The organism is Psychrobacter sp. TS_SC_6 (assembly GCF_056156305.1).
The window spans coordinates 2,697,825-2,716,489 of record NZ_CM149590.1 but is presented as its reverse complement, the minus strand read 5'-3'; the positions used below and the strand labels follow the sequence as shown (position 1 = coordinate 2,716,489).

Here is an 18,665-nt window from a genome sequence, read left to right as displayed (position 1 = left end):
GTTGTGCTAATTGCATTAAAAATTAGTGAGTTTATTCCACCAACAAATGGTTGTTTTGTTCCGGAATAATAAGCCCTTGTTGAAGCGGTAGCTCGGGCACCAATTCTTGCAAGGCACGACGATATACGCTGCGTTTAAAGTGAATCACTTGTCCAAGTGGATACCAGTAGCTGACCCATTGCCAGTTATCAAACTCTGGTTTTCCCTCATCAAAGCGGATGTGTTGGGTATTTGGCTCATCTAAGCGTAGCAAAAACCATTTCTGTTTTTGCCCAATACATAAAGGGTACTGCCCATGACGTACATAGCGTTTTGGCAGACGATAACGCAACCAATCTTGCGTAACCGCTAGCAAATCAACATGACGCGGATGTAGACCGACCTCTTCCCAGAGCTCGCGATACATCGCATCCATCGGCGTCTCTCCACGGTCGATACCGCCTTGAGGGAACTGCCAAGCATTGTGACCAATACGTTTTGCCCACAGAACTTGCCCTTGTGTATTTGCCAAGATGATGCCGACATTGGCGCGAAAGCCGTCTGCATCTATCATGACGTAACCTTTTAAAATGTTTAAAAATAGCTTATTTCAACAAGGCACAGTGACAGCAATCATAATTATTATAAGGTGATTGCTATCGATACTTTGGCAAAATAAGATTTATTACCATCATTAAACCAAGAAAAGAGCGAAATGTGTAACAATATTTTGCTATAAAATGTTTCACGGCTTTAATGATTTAACATCAAGAAGTTATATAAATATATTTAAGCAGACTTTTGTATATTTTTTATCTAAGTTATTTTGTTGTTAAATTTTTTGCTCTAGTGTCTTATCGTTATAAGTGCTTACTTAATAATATAAGTAATAATACGAGTCTTTGATTCATCAATGCGAGTTTTAGCTTATGCTACACTAGTCATATTTTGCTTATCTTAATCAACGATAAAGTATTAAATCGATAAAGCCATTATTATATATTGAACCAATAATATCGAACAAATAAGAACCTATTATTAAATAAAACAAGGATTATTTAGAATGTCAGAATCTAAAGCAAGCGTTACATGGCAAGAGAACAAAGCCTTTATGGGTGTATCGCCATCAGGGCATAATGTACAAATCGATGCTGATAAAGAAAAAGGCGCCAGTCCAATGGAGCTGATTCTATTGGGGCTTGGTGGTTGTGCCAGCTACGATGTGGTGGCGATTTTGCAGAAATCGCGTCAAAATGTGACTGACGTACGTTGTGAGCTGACAGCTCAACGTGCCGAAACCGTACCGGCTGTTTATACCGACATTCACATGCATTTTGTCGTGACCGGTCAGGATGTCAAAGAAAGCCAAGTAGAAAAGGCCATAAAATTATCCGCAGAAAAGTACTGCTCAGCCAGTCGTATGTTGGTACAAGGCGGGGTCAATGTGACGCATGACTTTGAAGTTATCGCAGGATAAAGGCGAGTATATTGATGAATTTATTCTTAGGGTTGGTCTCTGATACCGCATCGTCAGCCATTTGGGCAATGGTGGTAGCCAGTTTGCTGCCATTAACAATGGCATTAACTGCAAAAATGCTCGGCGGCTTTAATTTGGCTGACAATGCCCATCCACGAGATTTTTTACAGGGTACGACGGGCGCTGCTGCACGTGCTAATGCCGCGCAGCAGAATAGCTATGAGACTTTACCGGTATTCTTAGCTGCAGTCTTGGCAGCGATGCTGTTTTTTGTGCCACAGATGATTGTGAATACATTGGCTTGGCTATACGTGCTGATTCGTATCGGTTTTTGCGTCGCTTACATCACTAATTTGGCGATGTTCCGCTCTATCCTTTGGGTGCTATCGATTGCTTGCTGTTTGATGCTATTTTATTTAGCTATTCGCGTCAGTGTATAGTAGCAGCTGATTGAAAAAACTAATGCTTATAAGATAAAAGCAGCTAACGTTATTGTGCACTCATCTGTAGTGCACTAATGATAGCTGCTTTATTTTTCTCTCTTTTAATACTGTCCCATAATATCTTCGCCTCGCTATAGCCTTTGGTGAGCATCGCTAACCATTGTTTATAACGACCGACCAATACAATATCGCTTTTTGCCGTGCCTTGCAGAAATTTAATTTGATGCGCAATCAGGTCTTGCCATAGCAATGTTTTTTCATTATTTAAAGTCTGACTAAGTTCTCTATCAACCTGCGCAATCAAATCGGGACGGGTGACCGCGCCACGACCCAACATCAAATGCTGCGTACCTGCTTGTACCATACAATTTTGTGCGTGCTCTGCATTCCATATTTCACCATTGGCAATGACTGGAATGCTAAGCGCATTAAAACTTTGAATCTTGTCCCAGTAAGCAGGCGGCTTATAGCCTTGGGTTTTGGTGCGTGCATGAATGGTCAGCCAATCCGCGCCGCTCGCAGCAATCGCGCCGCGAATGTCATCCATCTTGCTGGTGTCGGTGTAGCCCAAGCGGATTTTTGCGGATACTGGGATATGCTCAGGAACCGCCTGACGTACCGCGCTGATAATTTGATACATGGTTTCGGGTTCATCCAGTAATACCGAGCCGCCGCGATGACTATTAACCGTCTTAGCAGGACAACCAAAATTGATATCAATGGCTGGCGCACCAAGCTCACACGCATAAGCAGCATTGTCTGCCATCAGCTGCGCTTCACTGCCAAGCAACTGAATATGAATCGGTGTGCCAGAGGCAGTTTTGGCATCATGATGCAGCTCGGGGACATACTTGTAGAATACATGCGCGGGCAAGACATGCTGGGTCACGCGAATAAACTCGCTAACTGACCAATCATAGGGATGACCTAAATCTGTTGCAATCTGCGTTAGGATTTGCCGCATTAATGGATCAGTTAAGCCCTCCATTGGTGCAAGAAGGCGGACAGGATTGGCAAACAATCGCTGGATGGTGTGTTGGCGTTCTTGCATTGCTTGCGATAAAGAGGAAGTGTTATTCATGGTTGGTAAGCTATTACTGTAAATTGAGGTCGGTAAAGACTATGAAGTGTGAGACTATGAAGTATGAGATAAAAAAGAAAACTAAGTATTACCAAAAATCACTTTTTTCCCCGTCTGTAACCCTGATATCAAGTCTTTGATATTATGAATGTCTAAGTTGCTTTGAGCACGTGTGCAGGCGACATAAAGCAAGCGCAGTTCTTCTGGGCTGATTTTGACTGCGTTGGTAGTGATGTCATAATAAAAGTCGTCATCGAGCTGCACTTTCCCCCATTCCAGCCCTTTGGCTTTATGGGCGGTAGAGATAACATAATCGGCATTCTCGATACTGGTCAGGCTATTCACCGCTTGACTGAGTACATTGGTACCATGGTCATCGACCAGCTTGACCAGTGTCTTGAGATCGCTGCCTTCATTGGTCTCAGCGTACTCTTGTACATCACCCCAATTATAAAAATACGCCAGCTCAGGCACGCCATAAGCTGATTTGCCGTTCTTTAAGTTTTCAGCAGCCTGACAGAATTTTAGCATGCGATCGGTATCGGCTTGTAGCGCAACTCTATGGCCAAGCTTTAAACCCGTCAATAGCTGAGTCATAGCAGCGGCATTGGTACGGCAAAGAATGGCATCTTTTTTACTGTGTACCATGCCTTTATCAGTAGAAGATTGTTTATTAGGATTGCCTTTTAAGGGTACGTCTTCTTGCAAGGCTTTGAGTAAGGTATTGGCAATTTCAGCAATCGGTTCACCGAAACGAAACGACTGGGTCAATAAGGTTTGTGGCAATGGCAGTTTTTTCATCGCATTAACGGCACCGCGCCATTCATAAATCTGCTGATGGGCGTCGCCCACATAAATCACTTGCCTCGATTGCTGGGTCAAAATCCCCATCATCAATGGGTCGGCATCTTGCGCTTCATCAAATAAGATAAAGTCAGCTGGGATACTAGGTTTTGATAATGCCCAAAGTTTTAGATAAATATCATGCCCGATACCAGCCGGATGGCGCGCATCAATCGACTGTAGCCAGCGCTGCTCAACGGCAGGGTAGAGCATCTCACGCAATTGCTCGGCATCCGATTCATCAAGCCAGCTTGGAAACAGTATGTGCCTCGGCGCAGGATAGCTGGCGTGCGTACTACAAAAATTGCTGATAGCATCACTGACAAAGCGCGATAATCGGGCTGGCGTGAGGGTAATATATTTATTAATCCCATCAATCTGCCGACGCACTTGTACAGGTTGTAAACCCAAATCATCACCCAAACGTTTGGGTGAAAAACGCGGTAACGATAGCTTAGCAGTGATATCACGGGCAACATGACGGTAGGCGAGTGAGTGAAAAGTACGGCACTCGACATGGGGTGGGAATTTGGCGCGCGCATCATTGGCAATGGCTTTATTAAAAGCTAAGTACAAACCACGTCCACGCAAACGCTCACCAATCAGTTTTAAGGTCGTTGTTTTACCAGCACCAGCATAGGCCACCACTTTAAAAGACTTGTGATCCATCGCCATATTGAGGGCGCTGAGCTGCTCGTCAGTGGGATCGCTCATATAAGCTGGCATAGATGCGGACATAATAAAGCTACCTAAAAACTAGAATGGGGCAAAAATAACGGGGTTAAAAAAAGCCACTGCATAGACAATGGCTGACTGGTCGTAATGTTGATATTGATGTTGATTGCAAAATACTTGCAGTCGCACATAACATGATAAAAAAGTTAGTAGGGAATAAAGCCAGCTATATTAACAGATTAGCGCATTGAGTGTTTTGGCAATAAGTGTCTGATAAGTAGCGCTATTCTTTCTTCAATGCTATATCATCTGCTGCATCAAGGCTGCGATCTTCTTTGATTAAGATTTTTGCCAAAAACAATCCCAACTCAAATAGCAGCCACATCGGGATGGCGAGCATCAACATCGACACCCCATCAGGCGGTGTAACGACCGCAGCAACGGCAAAACAGCCGACGATAATATAACGGCGCTTATCTTCTAAGCTCTGAATGGAGACAATGCCAGTCAATATCAATAGCAAGGTGACGACTGGAATCTCAAACGTTAACCCAAATACCATAAATAATTTAAGGGCAAAACTTAGATAACTGTCGATATCTGTCATCGGTAGGACGTTCTGCGGCGCAAACATGATAAAAAACTTAAGCACGCCTTTGAGTACAATAAAATAAGCAAAAGCCACGCCTGTATAAAACAATAATATAGAAGACAGTAGCACGGGGATAGCGACTTTTTTCTCTTTTTTATATAAACCGGGTGCGACAAACGACCAGATTTGATACAAAATGTAGGGCATTGCAAAGAATGCAGCGACAAAGATAGTCAGGCGTATTGGTGCCATAAAGTTGGAGGTGATATCGGTCGCGATCATCGTTGAGTTGGCGGGCAACTGGGCAACCAATGGATCCGACAAAAAGTCATAGAGCTCGCGGGAAAAGCCAGCCAATACTAAAAATATCACCAGTACGGCAACGCATATCTTAATCAGATGCCGACGCAGCTCAATGAGATGCTCGGTAATCGGCATATCGCCAAGTGAGCTTAACATATCGCCAGAATCCTCAGTATTGCTGTCGACATTACCATCAATGGTAGCGGTTGAGGTCTCGATATCTGAATCCGCGACTTTTTCTTGACGGCTTTTTTTACGTTTGAATAAGCCCACTAATTACTCTCCTGCGCACTAACAGATGCCTGTTTAGGTAAAGGACTGTCTAGATGGCTGTTTAGTAAGATATCGGCTTTATAGTTTGGTAAGTAAGGCGGTTGCGGCAAACGACGGGCTTTGTCATACGCACCAAGACGAAACCACATGTTTTCCCATGGTCGGGTGGTGAGGGGTTGAGCGGTTTGACTGCTACCATTACGAGAAGCGTTTGCTACATTGCCTTCAACGACTTGCTCAGTACTCTGTTTGGTAGCTTGTGTTGATAACGGCTCATGATTTTGTAATTTTTTATCCTGACCTTTATCTTCATTCTTAATATCACTCTCACCATATTTATCATCGGTGAGAGTGGTATGCTTGGCTTGTAAGTGTTGATTTTTCGAATGCTCAAACTCTTGCATACTGCCACGTATCTCTGCCATTTCACGGCGCATTTCTGCTTCAGTTTGACGAATTTTGGCCAGCTCTTTTTGCATTTGCTGGCGCGTCTCAGCTAAGTCAAGCTCCGCTTCTATTTCAGATTGCAAAGTAGAAACTGTACGGCGAACTTTGGCATACCATTGCCCAGCGGTACGCGCCGCTTGGGGCAGCTTTTCTGGTCCCAAGACGATTAAGGCAATGACGCCAAAAAGCAATAATTCAGAAAACCCAATATCAAACATAATGTTTCAATGTCACTGTCTAAATGCTATACATTATGCGTGTCATCAACCTTAGCGGTTGTTGGGCGATCTTTAGTGTGTGCGTTGCCATCATGGTCGAGCACCACTTGCTTTTTGGCATGTTCAGTATTTTCATCTTTGACGGCTTCTTTAAAACCTTTGACCGCGCCGCCCAAATCTTTACCAGCATTTCTCAGTTTGGAAGTGCCAAATACGACAACCACCACCACCAATAAAATCAGCCAATGCGTAATGGAAAAACTGCCCATAATGCTATCCTTATGTCTTAATTTTCAGTCTTTATAGGAATACGTTGAATGTATAGAATATTGTGATCGTACACAAAAGCTATCGACAGCTTATGCGAAGTAGCACGTCACTATATTATAACCTGCTGTTATGACAAAAAGGTGAAAGCAACAATAATCAAACAGGGTAATGGCTAATCTGATAAAACGCTATCGAGCGGCTTTTTCATCAATACCTGATAGACCAAAGCGTCGACCCAGTTCATATAATACCGCATCCGACTCTATGTCGAACCATGCTAAACCAACCAATGTATGAAACCAGACATCCGCCACTTCATAGATGAGCTCATGACGCGCTTCGTCATATTGGGCTTTATCCGTATTTTCATTGCAATTGGCAAAGTCTTTGGCAGCGATGATACTCTCTGTACTTTCTTCACCGACTTTTTCTAATATTTTATTCAAACCCTTGGCGTATAAGCTTGCTACATATGAGCTATCGGCATCCGCTTGTTTGCGCTCAGCCAATACACCGTCAAGCTGTTGCAAAATGGAGGAAGTGATGTGGCTATGGTCATTCTGATTGCTATCTGAATCGACTATATTATGAGATGGTGCTTCGTTGATATCAGGATTGGCTTGTGTTGCTGTATTTGAATGATAAATATCAGCAGGATCCTTTAACACTTTATCAACCGTTTGCCACTCAGGCGTTTGCCCTGACAAATCCAAACGCTGATAAAAACAAGACTCACGGCCAGTATGACAAGCAATACCACCAGCTTGAGTGACGCTAAGGACAATCACATCGGCGTCGCAATCTAGACGAATATCATGCACGCACTGGGTATGCCCAGAGGATTCGCCCTTATGCCATAACTTGCCCCGCGAACGCGAAAAGTACACTGCCGTCTGCGTTTGTGCGGTTAATTGTAGGGATTCGGCATTCATCCAAGCCATCATCAAAATACGCCCTGACACATAGTCTTGTGCAATTGCAGGAATCAAACCATCAGCATTAAAATTTACGGCAGCCAGCCAAGCAGGTGAAGTCATAATCTTGTTGCCATCTTATAGGTAGAAAATAGTAAAAAGTCGCTAAGTATTCGCTAAATAATAGTTATTCAGTCTATCTGTCATTCATGCGAGCGCTTTATCAACATGCAGTCTCTACTTAAACACAGCTTAAGCTGACATTCAATATGTTAAAGCAGTAAATACAGCACAATTATACTTGAGCTAAATTTTGATACAGCAAGAATTGCAAATTAAAAGTGTTTTTAATTCGCCTAGTTTTTTTCAGCTATAGTTAAAATACCTTAAAAACGCTACGGTACTGCTGGTATAAATTTTTTGCAGCCTCTGTCTGCGTAGGCACAGCAAGCAAGAAAAATTAATATCAGCAGTACGTTATGTATCGATATTGCTTTTCCCTGACTATAGCTATCGCTTGTGGCTGCTCAGTTTTTGCTTCTAAGCGTGTATTTTAAGTGTCTAATAATCAAGTTTTGGAAGATGAAAATAAGCAGCAAGGTATTTGTGATTAGAAAGAACAACATACGTTAAACAGCGTTAAAACTTTCCTTGGCAAAACAGCACACGATCTGTTAAAATGTCGCCTCCCACCTCGAGGCAAATAGAGGTTTGGTGCCTGTTTTTACAGCCACCAATCATTATTGACTATTTGACGACCAGGTTCTAAAACAGAAAAAGAGGCAAATCATCATGAAAAATAAGATGAAAACCAGAAGCGGTGCAGCTAAACGCTTCAAAAAAACAGCGAACGGCTTTAAGCGTAAGCAAGCATTCAAAAGCCATATTTTGACCAAGAAATCACCTAAGCGTATTCGCCAGTTGCGTGGTCTTAAGTTGGTGCACAAGTCTGACGAAGCAGCAGTTCGTCGTATGTGCCCATACATTTAATAGGCTATCGTCATTTATCGTTGATTAAGCGCTTTTTAATTAATAGCGACTGAATTAAAAGTATATGACTTTGCAATTTGATAACGATGTCTATTATCCGATGACATCGTGATTCGTTTAATAATGATTAAAAATATCTTGGAGTAATTTATGGCCCGTGTAAAACGTGGTGTACAGGCGAATCGTCGTCACAAAAAAATCTTAAAGCGTGCAAAAGGCTACTACGGTGCCCGTTCACGTGTTTACCGCGTAGCGGTACAGGCAGTGACCAAAGCTGGTCAATATGCTTATCGTGACCGTCGCAATAAAAAACGTACTTTCCGTCGTCTTTGGATTGCACGTATCAATGCTGGTGCACGCTTAAACGGCTTAAGCTATAGCCGCTTTATCAATGGCATGAAAAAAGCTAACATTGCAATCGATCGTCGCGTACTTGCTGACATCGCTATGCATGATGCAGCGACTTTCACAGCGTTGGTCGAAAAAGCTAAAGCGGAACTAGCATAAATATTAACCTTCCTTTAGGTAGGCTGCTTTCAAGTCATTACTGATAAGTGGTTATCTACATGGATAGGAATAATATTGATTAATAGGTCGATATTAATAAAAGCTACCGCTGGTCGGTGGCTTTTTTTATATTACATTATTTTATGACCCGTTTTATCATCGTTAAAATGCAACCAGTCTTTGTCACTGTTGCGCTGCTCATTGTCTAAATATTCAAGCCATTCATATCATTGAAATTATCGTCACATGAATGGGTAAATGGTTTGCAATATTTGGTCAAATCCCTACAATTACCTATCGCTATTATTAATAGTCCGTTTAAATCAGGAAAAATGCGTCTTATGACTACCCCTGCTGCTACCACCGATTTGTCGGCGCTACCGACCTTGTCCACAGAGCTAAGCGAGCTTAATGAAGCTCAGCTAAATGAGTTGGCCAGTGCCGCTGAAGCCTTGGTTCTACAAGTAACCGATGTGCGTGCGTTGCAAGATTTGCGTGTGCAGCTGACCGGTAAAAAAAGCCCATTAACTGGCTGGTCAAAGCAGATGGGTAAACTCAGCAGCGACGATAAAAAAACCTACGGTGGCTGGTTACATGAAGTCCGTAGCCGTATTCAAGATGCATTGACAGAGCAGCAGCAGCAGCTAGAAGTGGCTGCACTAAATGCTAAGCTTGCAAGCGAAAGTATTGATATCACATTGCCTGCTCGCGGTGGTCAAAAAGGTCATTTGCATCCGGTAACGATGATTACTCAGCGTATGCAGCAGTATTTTGTGCAAGCAGGTTTCAATGTCGCAACAGGTCCTGAAGTTGAGAGCGACTATTATAACTTTGAAGCGCTTAATATCCCTTCACACCACCCAGCACGAGCCATGCACGATACCTTCTATTTTGATGCCCATTACTTGCTGCGTACCCATACCAGTCCGGTACAGATTCGTACCATGGAAAAAAATCAGCCACCGATTCGTATTATTTGCCCCGGTCGCGTTTATCGCAATGACTCGGATCAAACCCACTCACCGATGTTCCATCAGCTAGAAGGGCTTATGGTTACTGAGTCGAGCACTTTTGCTGAGCTCAAAGGTCTGATTAGTGAGTTCTTAGAAGCGTTTTTTGCCAAAGAGCTGACCGTTCGTTTCCGCCCTTCATTCTTCCCATTTACCGAGCCTTCTGCTGAAGTCGATATCCTAGACGATAATGGTAAATGGCTTGAAGTCATGGGCTGCGGTATGGTACATCCACAAGTACTGACCAATTGCGGTATTGATGCCGAAAAGTACACCGGCTTTGCCTTTGGTATGGGTATTGAGCGCTTTGCGATGCTCTATTATGGTATCGATGATTTGCGCCTGTTTTTCCAAAATGACGTGCGCTTTTTAAAGCAGTTTGGCTAGATTTTCGTTAATAATACGTCACCCTTTATTCTAAAATATTTATTATAAAATTCTGATCCGAGATACTTATGAAAATTAGCGAACAATGGCTACGTCAATGGGTGAATCCCAACAATAACAGTGAACAGTTGGCAGACCAACTCACGATGGCAGGACTTGAGATTGATGATCGCTTTGCAGTCGCTCGTGCCTTTAGTGGTGTGGTCGTCGGTGAAGTCATCAGCGTCGAGCAGCATCCAGATGCTGATAAGCTACGCGTCACACAGGTCAATATTGGTGCAGCTGAGCGGTTACAAATCGTTTGTGGCGCGCCCAATGTGACTGTTGGTATGAAAGTGCCTGTTGCCACCGTTGGTGCCGTTTTGCCCAGCGATGATATCAGTAATGGTAAAGCGGGTTTTGAAATTAAAAACGGTAACCTACGTGGTATCGACTCTAACGGCATGCTTTGCGGTGCGTCTGAGATTGATTTAGTCGATGACATTGATGGTTTGCTCGAATTGCCAGCTGATGCGCCAATCGGTATCGATATTCGTGAATATCTAGGCTTAGACAATCAAATATTGGATATCTCTATTACGCCAAACCGTGGTGATTGCTTTAGCGTACGTGGTATTGCGCGTGAGATATCCGTCATTAACGATTTGCCGTTACAAATGCCAAATATCCCTGATAATATCAATTTCACTCAAAACGAAGTGATGCCAGCTGTAACAGTCAGTGCTGTAGAAGCTTGTCCACGCTACCTTTTACAGTCGATAAGTAATATCGATCGTACTCTCGATACGCCAAAGTGGATACAAGATGCGCTGGTTCAGTCAGGACTGCGCTCGCACAACTTTTTGGTTGATGTGACCAACTATGTATTGCTGGAGTTGGGTCAGCCGCTACATGCGTTTGACGCTGATACTATCGAGGGCGATATCGTTGTGCGTTTGGCACAGCCTGAAGAAACCATTACTTTATTGAATGAGCAAACCATTATCTTAACGGGTGATGAATTGGTCATTGCTGATGATAAAGGCGCACTTGCACTCGCGGGTATCATGGGCGGTCAACGCAGTAGTGTTACTGATAGCACGACTAATATTTTGTTAGAGAGTGCATTCTTTAATCCATTGGCTATCGCTGCACGCGCACGCCGTTTTGGTCTGCATACTGATGCCTCACAACGCTTTGAGCGTGGGGTGGATTTTGAATTACCAGCGTTAGCACTGGCGCGTGCTACTGATTTGATTACCAGTGTCACGGGCTCTCAAGCTGGGCAAATAGTAAAAGTGGAAAACAGCGAGCATCTACCGACACGTGCGCCTATTATGTTGCCAACCACTAAAGTTCGTGATGTCATTGGTATTGAGATTGAGCCAGCAGTCATGGTACGTATCTTGACCCAATTAGGCTTTGAGGTAGAGCAGCAAGCAGATAGCCTAATTTGTACGCCGCCATCGTATCGCTTTGATATGAGTATCCGCGAGGATCTAATCGAAGAAATTGCGCGTATCTATGGCTATGACAATATTCCAAGCGTCTTGCCGCACTTGCAAGTCAGCATGGCTTATGACGATACCGCAGACCTGACACATGACATGAAGCTGACACTGGTCGATAATGGCTATATGGAAGCGATCAGCTTTAGCTTTAGTGACGCAAAAATAGAAGCCTTGCTCGATGATGAAGCATTGGGCGAAGTGTTGGCATTGGCCAATCCTATCTCTAGTGACTTAGCCGTGATGCGCCGTACTTTGCTGTCAAGCTTATTGCCTTGTGTGCAATATAATGTAAATCGTCAGCAGCCGCGTGTGCGTTTCTTTGAAACTGGGCTTAGCTTTGTTGGTCAAAGTATTAGCGAGTTAGTACAAACGCCAAGTATTGCATTGGTAGCAGTCGGAGATGTTTGGGACGAGCAAGCATATCAAAACCGTGTGTTAGACTTTTATGATCTTAAGCATGATATCGAGCAGTTATTACCTGCGCAAGTGAATAGTGCGCGTATCCGCTATGAGCGTAGTGAGCTAGTTTTCTTGCATCCAGGTCAAAGTGCCAAGCTTTATATTGACGATCAGTATGTTGGCTGGTTGGGGCAATTGCATCCTAATACCGCTAAACAGTTGGATCTGCCAGCTACGTGGGTTGCGCAGTTGTCATTGGCACCATTACTAACGCTTGCTCATAAACAGCATGCCATAACTACTCCAAGTAAGTTCCCGCAAGTACGCCGCGATATTGCTATATTAGTAGACAGCGATATCAGCCTTCAAACCCTAGAGTCAACTATACGTAAGGCATCAGGTGCACTCTTGACTGATCTTTGGTTGTTTGATGTATACCAAGGCGAAAAAGTGCCAGCAGGTCAACGCTCATTAGCATTTGCCTTGATATGGCAAGATAAAATGCAAACCTTATCGGATGACGCTGTAAAAACGGCCACTGATAAAGTGGTACAAGCATTAACAGTTGAGCATTCAGCACAGCTACGTAACAGCTAACCTCTAATCGAAAAAGACAAATATACTATAGCCTCAATATAAATGAGGCTATGGATTTTTGCTATTTATAAAAATTATTAACTGATAGAAGAGTTTTATTCATAGAGTAAGTTAAGTGGTTATTAATAAAGGATTTTAATGCAGACTTTATTAAAAAGATGCACGAAAACCTTTATAATAGCTAATACTAATTCTCATGCCGCTAAACCATGATATTCGACATCACGACATAGCATAGGAGTCGTACTGTGAGCACCTTAACCAAATCTGACATGATTGAGCATTTGATGAATCATCTAAACCTAACGCGCCAAGAAGGTCGCTGTTTGGTAGAGAATTTTTTTGACGAATTGTCAGAGAGTTTGATTGATGGCAAAGAAGTCAAGCTTTCAGGCTTTGGCAACTTTGAGCTTAAAGACAAAAATAGTCGCCCAGGACGCAACCCTAAGACCGGGGAGCCCGTCGCGGTATCAGCGCGCCGCGTTGTGACCTTTAAAACAGGACAAAAATTTCGTCAACAGGTCGATGAGCGTCTATTTGACCAATAATAGTAGTGAGTAGGATTAAAAATGATGGTTTACAGTTGTCTATTAGACCTCTTGCAAAAGTAGCAGAGGGAATTAAAATAACTAATACATTCATAACTGGCTAGGAACCATGCCAAACATAGATAAGCTACTCAAACAAAGTGACGCTGGTTTTAAACGCTATACTGGCATCCATAAAGCCACCTTTCATGAAATGCTGGATGCTATGCAAGAGCATGAATTATCTAAGACCAAATCAGGCAGACCCAGTGCGCTTAGTCTTGAGGAACAAATATTACTGGCCCTTACTTATTGGCGTGAATACCGAACGCTATACCACATCAGTATGGACTTTGGTATTCATGAGTCTTCTGCCAGCCGCATTATTCGTAAAGTAGAAGACGTACTGGTTGATTCAGGCAAGTTTGAACTGCCCAAAAAGCTGCCATGTCGCGTCGATGACGATATCAATTGGCGGGTAGTCATCGTTGATGCGACCGAAACCCCAATTGAGCGTCCAAAAAAAACCAAAGCGACTACTACAGCGGTAAGAAAAAACAGCACACATTAAAAGCGCAGGTTATCGTTCATTGGCAAACAGGCTTGATACTTGATGTGCAAACCTGCAAAGGGTCAATCCACGATTTTAAGCTCTATAAAGATACTTGTCCTGACTGGTTACCTGAAAATACTAACTATCTAGCAGATAGTGGTTATCAAGGTATAGCAAAACTACATAACCAAACCTTCACGCCATTTAAAAAACCTCGTGGTGGTCAGTTATTAGAGATATGCAAACAGGCGAATCATTATCTGGCAAAGTTCCGTATTATGGTTGAGCACAAAATAGGCTTAATCAAATTGTTCAAAATCGTGGCTCATAAATATCGCAACCGTCGTCAGCGCTATGATCTTAGAATGAAGCTGTTTGCTGGTATCGTTAATTCCGAGCTTAACCTATGACTTTCGCAAGAGGTCTATTAGATTGACTGTTATGGCCATCATTTTTTATGCGACATTGTCTCAGTTATATAAAATAAAAATTGCAGGCATAAAAAAAGAGAGCATAGGCTCTCTTTTTTTTAGTACAGTATTTTTATTTATAAAAATAAAAATTACTGAGCTGGTTGCTCAACTACAACTTCGTCAGCTGCGTCTACAGCTGGAGTTTCGCTAGCTACGTCAACGCTAGTAGTAGTACCGTCTACAGGTACTTCAGCATCGATTTCGTCAGTAGCAGTAGCAAGTTGTGCATCAGCGATGTCAGCTGCAGCGGCGTCAACAGCAACTTCAGCTTCAGCAGGAACAACTTCGCCTTCAGCAGCAGCTTCGTCTAATTGCTCAGAAGCATCAGTTACTTCTTCTTGAGCGTCAGATAAATCTTCAGCAGCGTTTTCTTTGTTGCTATCACAGGCAGTTAAGCCCATAGTTGCAGTCATGATACCAGCTAGAGCAAGTAATTTTAAGTTCATAAGGTTTTCTCCGGGATAATTAAATGAGCAGTAGCAGCAAAAAAGGTTAAACATCCGAGATATCTCAGATATTCAACTAGTCTTAGTCACAGCTACTCAGCTTCCACGCATTCTATATGATTTCTTTCTGTATAGAAAGAGGTTGTACAATTAAGTTACAATAAAATTGTAAATAGGGTTTTATTTTACTTATCTTACATAATTATCCATACAAAACGTCAAATTAACCGACGTATAATCAACGACATCTGCTTATTGCAGATAGATTTCTTATGTTTGGTGCTTTGTATCTGTTTGCGCCCTTTATGACAGCATAATAAAGAAGAGAGTGGATACGTAAGTAATGCTAAATGATGGTCATAATAACTGGCTGTAGATATAAAAAAGCGCTAAGTGTTTTAAAGCAGTTTGTAGTTTGTAGCAGATGAAATTAGCAAAGGTTATCAAAATATGACATCAAAGGATTGAGCTAAAAACTATATAACATGAATCATAGTCGATATGAGTGGCATAAGATATCGTATTTTTTGGGAGAAGGATTATGAAATGGCAAGGCAGACGTGGCAGTACTAATGTGCGCACTAGTAGTGGTGGCGGTAAGCTAATGGGCGGCAGTATCGGCGGTATCATTATTGCTGGTATTTTATGGCTAGTGTTTGGGGTAAATCCCATGACCGCATTGCAGACAGGTCAAGAGGTCGCAGGCGGTGGTAATACCTCTACTCAACCAGCTACCAGTGACGATCGGGATACACAGTTTGTCAAAGTTGTCTTGGCGGACACTGAAGAGGTTTGGCATCAAATATTCAATGAGGGTGGTAGTACCTATAAAGAGCCGTCACTGATTTTGTTTAATGGGCAAGTCAGTTCTGCCTGTGGTAGTGCCAGCTCAGCGACAGGTCCTTTTTATTGCCCAGGTGATCAAACAGTCTATTTAGATACGTCGTTTTTCGTAGAGATGCGTCAAAAACTTGGTATCTCTGGTGATATCCAAAACTCAGGGGATAGTGACAATCAGAACAAAGCGGGCGATTTTGCCCAAGCCTATGTGATATCCCATGAAGTAGGTCACCATGTACAGACTTTGCTTGGTATTACTCAGCAGGTAAATGAAGCCAGCCGTCAAGTGACCCGAGCACAAGCAAATAAATTGTCTGTACTGCAAGAGCTACAAGCTGATTGCTTTGCTGGTGTTTGGGCGCAGCGCAATCAAGAGCGCGTACAGTTTTTAGAAGCAGGTGATATTGATGAAGCTATCAATGCTGCTGGTCAGATTGGTGATGATCGCTTAGCGCGTGCAGGAGGCAGGGCGGTAGTACCTGATAACTTTACTCATGGTACTAGCCAACAGCGTGTAGAGTGGTTTACGCGTGGTCTAGAGAGCGGTAATGTGCAAACTTGTGATACGTTTAGTGGCGCTTTATAGCACTAACCATTATAAAACCAGTTATATTGATTGGTATGATCAGTAGCTAATATAATAATCGTTAGATAGAAAAAAGCCTGCAATTGATTGCAGGCTTTTTTTGTCAGCTGGTTGACTAGGTAATATCTTTCATAAAATATATGTGCCAAAGAGCGGTTTAAAACTGATTATCTGGTTTGATCATAGATATAACCACCCGCGCCGCCAATAGCAGCACCAGCAATTGCACCACGAGCGATATCTTTGCTATCGCCTTTACTTTTAATCAGTGCACCAGCAGCAGCGCCAGCAGTGGCAGCTTTAGCTGTATTACTTAGACCAGTGTTATACCCGTTAGTAGCACAGCCACCCAGAATAAGAGCAGAGCTAGTTAGAACCGTCATTACGAGAGTTTTAGCAAGTTTCATAATATCACCTATTAAATCGTCAAGTTTAAAATACTAAGTATACAGTATATATTTCAGTATGTTCTTAACCCTTATAGTAGCCCTTATATATAAATCTGGTCGTATTAAAAACGCTAAGCTTTGCAAGTAAGCTGTAAACTATGTTGCCTCACTGTGTCACTGGTAATGCCTTTGTTTAGGGTTATTGTATTTATCCTGATAGTAAGCTAACTGTATTCGACGCGAATTATTACTAATGATAGAGCCAATAGTAATAAAAGCAAAAAGACCGCCTTATAGGCAGCCTTTATGAGTAAAACGTCAATTATTTATATAACTTTATTGTCGTAAAAGATTTAAAATCAATTTTGTGATTTACGCTTCATTTGCTCAAAAAATTCATCATTGGTTTTGGCTTCTTTTAAGCGGTCCAATAAGAACTCAGTTGCTTGTACACCATCCATCGGCTGTAGCAATTTACGCAGGATCCAAACTTTACGCAGCTTATCTTCATCAAGCAGACGTTCTTCACGGCGTGTACCCGATTTTTTGATATTAATAGCAGGGAAGACACGCTTTTCTGCCAAATCACGCTCAAGGGTAATCTCTTGGTTACCGGTACCTTTGAATTCTTCAAAGATAACACTGTCCATCTTACTACCAGTATCAATAAGGGCACTGGCGATAATGGTCAAGCTGCCGCCTTCTTCGATATTACGAGCAGCACCAAAGAAGCGTTTTGGGCGCTCTAACGCATTGGCATCCAAACCACCGGTCAAGACTTTACCTGATGAAGGAATAACGGTGTTATAAGCGCGGGCAAGACGGGTAATCGAGTCAAGCAAAATGACCACATCTTGCTTGTGCTCAACCAAGCGCTTGGCTTTTTCAATGACCATTTCAGCCACTTGTACATGGCGCTGTGGCGGCTCATCGAAAGTTGAGGCAACCACTTCACCGCGTACGGTACGTTCCATCTCGGTGACTTCTTCTGGACGCTCATCAATCAGCAGCACAATGAGGTAGCATTCAGGGTTATTACGAGTGATCGATTGTGCTATTGACTGTAGTAGCATCGTTTTACCCGCTTTGGGCGGTGCCACAATAATAGAGCGCTGACCTTTACCAATCGGTGCAATCAGGTCGATAATACGACCAGTTAAATCTTCAGTTGTACCGTTACCCAGCTCAAGCTTTAGCTGCTCAGTCGGGAATAATGGCGTTAAGTTTTCAAAGATGAGCTTATGACGTGAGCGGTCTGGCGTATCAAAGTTGATTTCACCGACTTTTAATAGTGCAAAATAACGCTCAGAGTCTTTTGGTGGACGAATCGTGCCCGCGATACTGTCACCAGTTTTTAGACTAAAACGGCGAATTTGGCTTGGGCTGACATAGATATCATCAGGACCTGCTAAATAAGAGCCTTCAGATGAGCGCAAAAAACCAAAACCGTCGGGGAGCACTTCAAGCACACCATCACCATAGATGGCCTCGCCGTTACGGGCATGAGTTTTTAGAATGGCAAAGATAATGTCTTGTTTACGGCTACGTGCCATATTATCAAGACCCATCTCTTTAGCGATGGCCAGTAGCTCAGCAATTGATTTTTTCTTTAATTCAGTAAGATTCATAGATAGGTCGTTAGCAGTTGATAAGATGAGAGATGCCATTATTCACAAATCACGACAGTGATTAAAACAATGTTATTAGGGTGATAGAGGGTATATATACAGAGTTAGTATGTAGTTTTGATTTTATGTGTCAGTTTATGAGCTTGTCGCAAGAGAGGTAGACAAGTTATAAAAGGTGAAGATAAAAAAGTCTACATAAGAGTCTGCGCCAAAAACTCAATATCAGTCATTGTGTTTAGTCATTCGGTCAGTAGTGGTATTTAATAATGACGATGGTGTTTTTGTTGATAAACACGAGGAGAATAGCGACAAGATATTTAGGAGAGCC

General features: G+C 42.6%; 19 protein-coding genes and 1 pseudogene. 10 read left to right on the top strand and 10 right to left on the bottom strand.

Going from position 1 to position 18,665, the window contains the following annotated elements; genetic code table 11:
* Positions 1 to 31 precede the first annotated feature (31 nt).
* Positions 32 to 553 (bottom strand): RNA pyrophosphohydrolase, encoded by a 522-nt coding sequence (locus AC0J5Y_RS11535; protein WP_011514617.1) that lies wholly within the window; start codon positions 551 to 553, stop codon positions 32 to 34.
* 489 nt (positions 554 to 1,042) lie between these two features.
* Between AC0J5Y_RS11535 and AC0J5Y_RS11530 the strand changes: the two genes are divergently transcribed.
* Together AC0J5Y_RS11530 and AC0J5Y_RS11525 are read left to right on the top strand one after the other, a co-directional pair.
* Positions 1,043 to 1,456, top strand: a complete 414-nt coding sequence (locus AC0J5Y_RS11530; protein WP_475130814.1) for an OsmC family protein — start codon at positions 1,043 to 1,045, stop codon at positions 1,454 to 1,456.
* Between the two features lie 14 nt (positions 1,457 to 1,470).
* Positions 1,471 to 1,896 (top strand): MAPEG family protein, encoded by a 426-nt coding sequence (locus AC0J5Y_RS11525; RefSeq protein ID WP_475130812.1) that lies wholly within the window; start codon positions 1,471 to 1,473, stop codon positions 1,894 to 1,896.
* Between the two features lie 49 nt (positions 1,897 to 1,945).
* On the opposite strand, the gene AC0J5Y_RS11520 is transcribed toward AC0J5Y_RS11525, so the two are convergent.
* The 6 genes from AC0J5Y_RS11520 to hisIE form a co-directional block, all read right to left on the bottom strand.
* Positions 1,946 to 2,980 (bottom strand): tRNA dihydrouridine synthase, encoded by a 1,035-nt coding sequence (locus AC0J5Y_RS11520; protein WP_475130811.1) that lies wholly within the window; start codon positions 2,978 to 2,980, stop codon positions 1,946 to 1,948.
* Between the two features lie 81 nt (positions 2,981 to 3,061).
* On the bottom strand, positions 3,062 to 4,561 hold the full coding sequence (locus AC0J5Y_RS11515) for a UvrD-helicase domain-containing protein (RefSeq protein ID WP_475130809.1): 1,500 nt from the start codon (positions 4,559 to 4,561) through the stop codon (positions 3,062 to 3,064).
* 220 nt (positions 4,562 to 4,781) lie between these two features.
* Positions 4,782 to 5,666 (bottom strand): twin-arginine translocase subunit TatC, encoded by an 885-nt coding sequence (gene tatC, locus AC0J5Y_RS11510; RefSeq protein ID WP_475130807.1) that lies wholly within the window; start codon positions 5,664 to 5,666, stop codon positions 4,782 to 4,784.
* Complete coding sequence (tatB, locus tag AC0J5Y_RS11505; RefSeq protein WP_475130805.1) at positions 5,666 to 6,331, bottom strand: Sec-independent protein translocase protein TatB; 666 nt, start codon at positions 6,329 to 6,331, stop codon at positions 5,666 to 5,668. The genes tatC and tatB overlap by 1 nt, the downstream gene beginning before the upstream one ends.
* Before the next feature lie 26 nt (positions 6,332 to 6,357).
* Positions 6,358 to 6,600, bottom strand: a complete 243-nt coding sequence (gene tatA, locus AC0J5Y_RS11500; RefSeq protein ID WP_475130803.1) for a Sec-independent protein translocase subunit TatA — start codon at positions 6,598 to 6,600, stop codon at positions 6,358 to 6,360.
* A 189-nt stretch (positions 6,601 to 6,789) separates the two neighbouring features.
* Positions 6,790 to 7,638 (bottom strand): bifunctional phosphoribosyl-AMP cyclohydrolase/phosphoribosyl-ATP diphosphatase HisIE, encoded by an 849-nt coding sequence (hisIE, locus tag AC0J5Y_RS11495; RefSeq protein ID WP_475130801.1) that lies wholly within the window; start codon positions 7,636 to 7,638, stop codon positions 6,790 to 6,792.
* Between the two features lie 669 nt (positions 7,639 to 8,307).
* On the opposite strand from hisIE, the gene rpmI reads away from it, so the two are divergent.
* From rpmI to AC0J5Y_RS11460, 7 genes and pseudogenes are all read left to right on the top strand, one after another.
* The gene (gene rpmI, locus AC0J5Y_RS11490) at positions 8,308 to 8,505 is read left to right on the top strand and encodes a 50S ribosomal protein L35 (RefSeq protein WP_011514608.1); all 198 of its coding nucleotides are present in this window, start codon (positions 8,308 to 8,310) and stop codon (positions 8,503 to 8,505) included.
* 150 nt (positions 8,506 to 8,655) lie between these two features.
* Positions 8,656 to 9,012 carry a 50S ribosomal protein L20 gene (rplT, locus tag AC0J5Y_RS11485; protein ID WP_011281252.1) on the top strand — a complete coding sequence of 119 codons (357 nt, stop codon included), beginning with the start codon at positions 8,656 to 8,658 and terminating at the stop codon, positions 9,010 to 9,012.
* Positions 9,013 to 9,353: 341 nt separating this feature from the next.
* Positions 9,354 to 10,409, top strand: a complete 1,056-nt coding sequence (pheS, locus tag AC0J5Y_RS11480) for a phenylalanine--tRNA ligase subunit alpha (protein WP_475132164.1) — start codon at positions 9,354 to 9,356, stop codon at positions 10,407 to 10,409.
* Between the two features lie 68 nt (positions 10,410 to 10,477).
* On the top strand, positions 10,478 to 12,895 hold the full coding sequence (gene pheT / locus AC0J5Y_RS11475) for a phenylalanine--tRNA ligase subunit beta (protein ID WP_475130799.1): 2,418 nt from the start codon (positions 10,478 to 10,480) through the stop codon (positions 12,893 to 12,895).
* Between the two features lie 248 nt (positions 12,896 to 13,143).
* A complete protein-coding gene (locus AC0J5Y_RS11470; protein ID WP_011514605.1) occupies positions 13,144 to 13,443 on the top strand; it encodes an integration host factor subunit alpha in 300 nt (99 codons plus the stop codon).
* Between the two features lie 109 nt (positions 13,444 to 13,552).
* Positions 13,553 to 13,993: a transposase family protein gene (locus tag AC0J5Y_RS11465; RefSeq protein ID WP_475130068.1), complete on the top strand. Its 441-nt coding sequence runs from the start codon at positions 13,553 to 13,555 to the stop codon at positions 13,991 to 13,993.
* An 8-nt stretch (positions 13,994 to 14,001) separates the two neighbouring features.
* Positions 14,002 to 14,385 (top strand): annotated as a pseudogene (locus AC0J5Y_RS11460) (transposase family protein); the annotation flags it as partial.
* Between the two features lie 152 nt (positions 14,386 to 14,537).
* Here AC0J5Y_RS11460 and AC0J5Y_RS11455 read toward each other — a convergent pair.
* Positions 14,538 to 14,894: a hypothetical protein gene (locus AC0J5Y_RS11455; RefSeq protein WP_475130797.1), complete on the bottom strand. Its 357-nt coding sequence runs from the start codon at positions 14,892 to 14,894 to the stop codon at positions 14,538 to 14,540.
* 541 nt (positions 14,895 to 15,435) lie between these two features.
* Here AC0J5Y_RS11455 and ypfJ point away from each other — a divergent pair.
* Positions 15,436 to 16,320 (top strand): KPN_02809 family neutral zinc metallopeptidase, encoded by an 885-nt coding sequence (ypfJ, locus tag AC0J5Y_RS11450; RefSeq protein ID WP_475130796.1) that lies wholly within the window; start codon positions 15,436 to 15,438, stop codon positions 16,318 to 16,320.
* A 167-nt stretch (positions 16,321 to 16,487) separates the two neighbouring features.
* On the opposite strand, the gene AC0J5Y_RS11445 is transcribed toward ypfJ, so the two are convergent.
* The gene (locus AC0J5Y_RS11445) at positions 16,488 to 16,727 is read right to left on the bottom strand and encodes a hypothetical protein (RefSeq protein WP_475130795.1); all 240 of its coding nucleotides are present in this window, start codon (positions 16,725 to 16,727) and stop codon (positions 16,488 to 16,490) included.
* 341 nt (positions 16,728 to 17,068) lie between these two features.
* On the bottom strand, positions 17,069 to 18,337 hold the full coding sequence (gene rho / locus AC0J5Y_RS11440) for a transcription termination factor Rho (RefSeq protein ID WP_020444407.1): 1,269 nt from the start codon (positions 18,335 to 18,337) through the stop codon (positions 17,069 to 17,071).
* Positions 18,338 to 18,665: the final 328 nt, after the last annotated feature.

Coding starts and splice junctions, on each gene's coding strand:
- AC0J5Y_RS11515 (WP_475130809.1), bottom strand. CDS start 4,561: ATGTCCGCATCTATGCCAGCTTATATGAGCGATCCCACTGACGAGCAG.
- hisIE (WP_475130801.1), bottom strand. CDS start 7,638: ATGACTTCACCTGCTTGGCTGGCTGCCGTAAATTTTAATGCTGATGGT.
- AC0J5Y_RS11520 (WP_475130811.1), bottom strand. CDS start 2,980: ATGAATAACACTTCCTCTTTATCGCAAGCAATGCAAGAACGCCAACAC.
- AC0J5Y_RS11455 (WP_475130797.1), bottom strand. CDS start 14,894: ATGAACTTAAAATTACTTGCTCTAGCTGGTATCATGACTGCAACTATG.
- AC0J5Y_RS11465 (WP_475130068.1), top strand. CDS start 13,553: ATGCCAAACATAGATAAGCTACTCAAACAAAGTGACGCTGGTTTTAAA.
- AC0J5Y_RS11530 (WP_475130814.1), top strand. CDS start 1,043: ATGTCAGAATCTAAAGCAAGCGTTACATGGCAAGAGAACAAAGCCTTT.
- AC0J5Y_RS11445 (WP_475130795.1), bottom strand. CDS start 16,727: ATGAAACTTGCTAAAACTCTCGTAATGACGGTTCTAACTAGCTCTGCT.
- tatA (WP_475130803.1), bottom strand. CDS start 6,600: ATGGGCAGTTTTTCCATTACGCATTGGCTGATTTTATTGGTGGTGGTG.
- rpmI (WP_011514608.1), top strand. CDS start 8,308: ATGAAAAATAAGATGAAAACCAGAAGCGGTGCAGCTAAACGCTTCAAA.
- rho (WP_020444407.1), bottom strand. CDS start 18,337: ATGAATCTTACTGAATTAAAGAAAAAATCAATTGCTGAGCTACTGGCC.
- tatB (WP_475130805.1), bottom strand. CDS start 6,331: ATGTTTGATATTGGGTTTTCTGAATTATTGCTTTTTGGCGTCATTGCC.
- pheS (WP_475132164.1), top strand. CDS start 9,354: ATGACTACCCCTGCTGCTACCACCGATTTGTCGGCGCTACCGACCTTG.
- rplT (WP_011281252.1), top strand. CDS start 8,656: ATGGCCCGTGTAAAACGTGGTGTACAGGCGAATCGTCGTCACAAAAAA.
- AC0J5Y_RS11535 (WP_011514617.1), bottom strand. CDS start 553: ATGATAGATGCAGACGGCTTTCGCGCCAATGTCGGCATCATCTTGGCA.
- ypfJ (WP_475130796.1), top strand. CDS start 15,436: ATGAAATGGCAAGGCAGACGTGGCAGTACTAATGTGCGCACTAGTAGT.
- pheT (WP_475130799.1), top strand. CDS start 10,478: ATGAAAATTAGCGAACAATGGCTACGTCAATGGGTGAATCCCAACAAT.
- AC0J5Y_RS11525 (WP_475130812.1), top strand. CDS start 1,471: ATGAATTTATTCTTAGGGTTGGTCTCTGATACCGCATCGTCAGCCATT.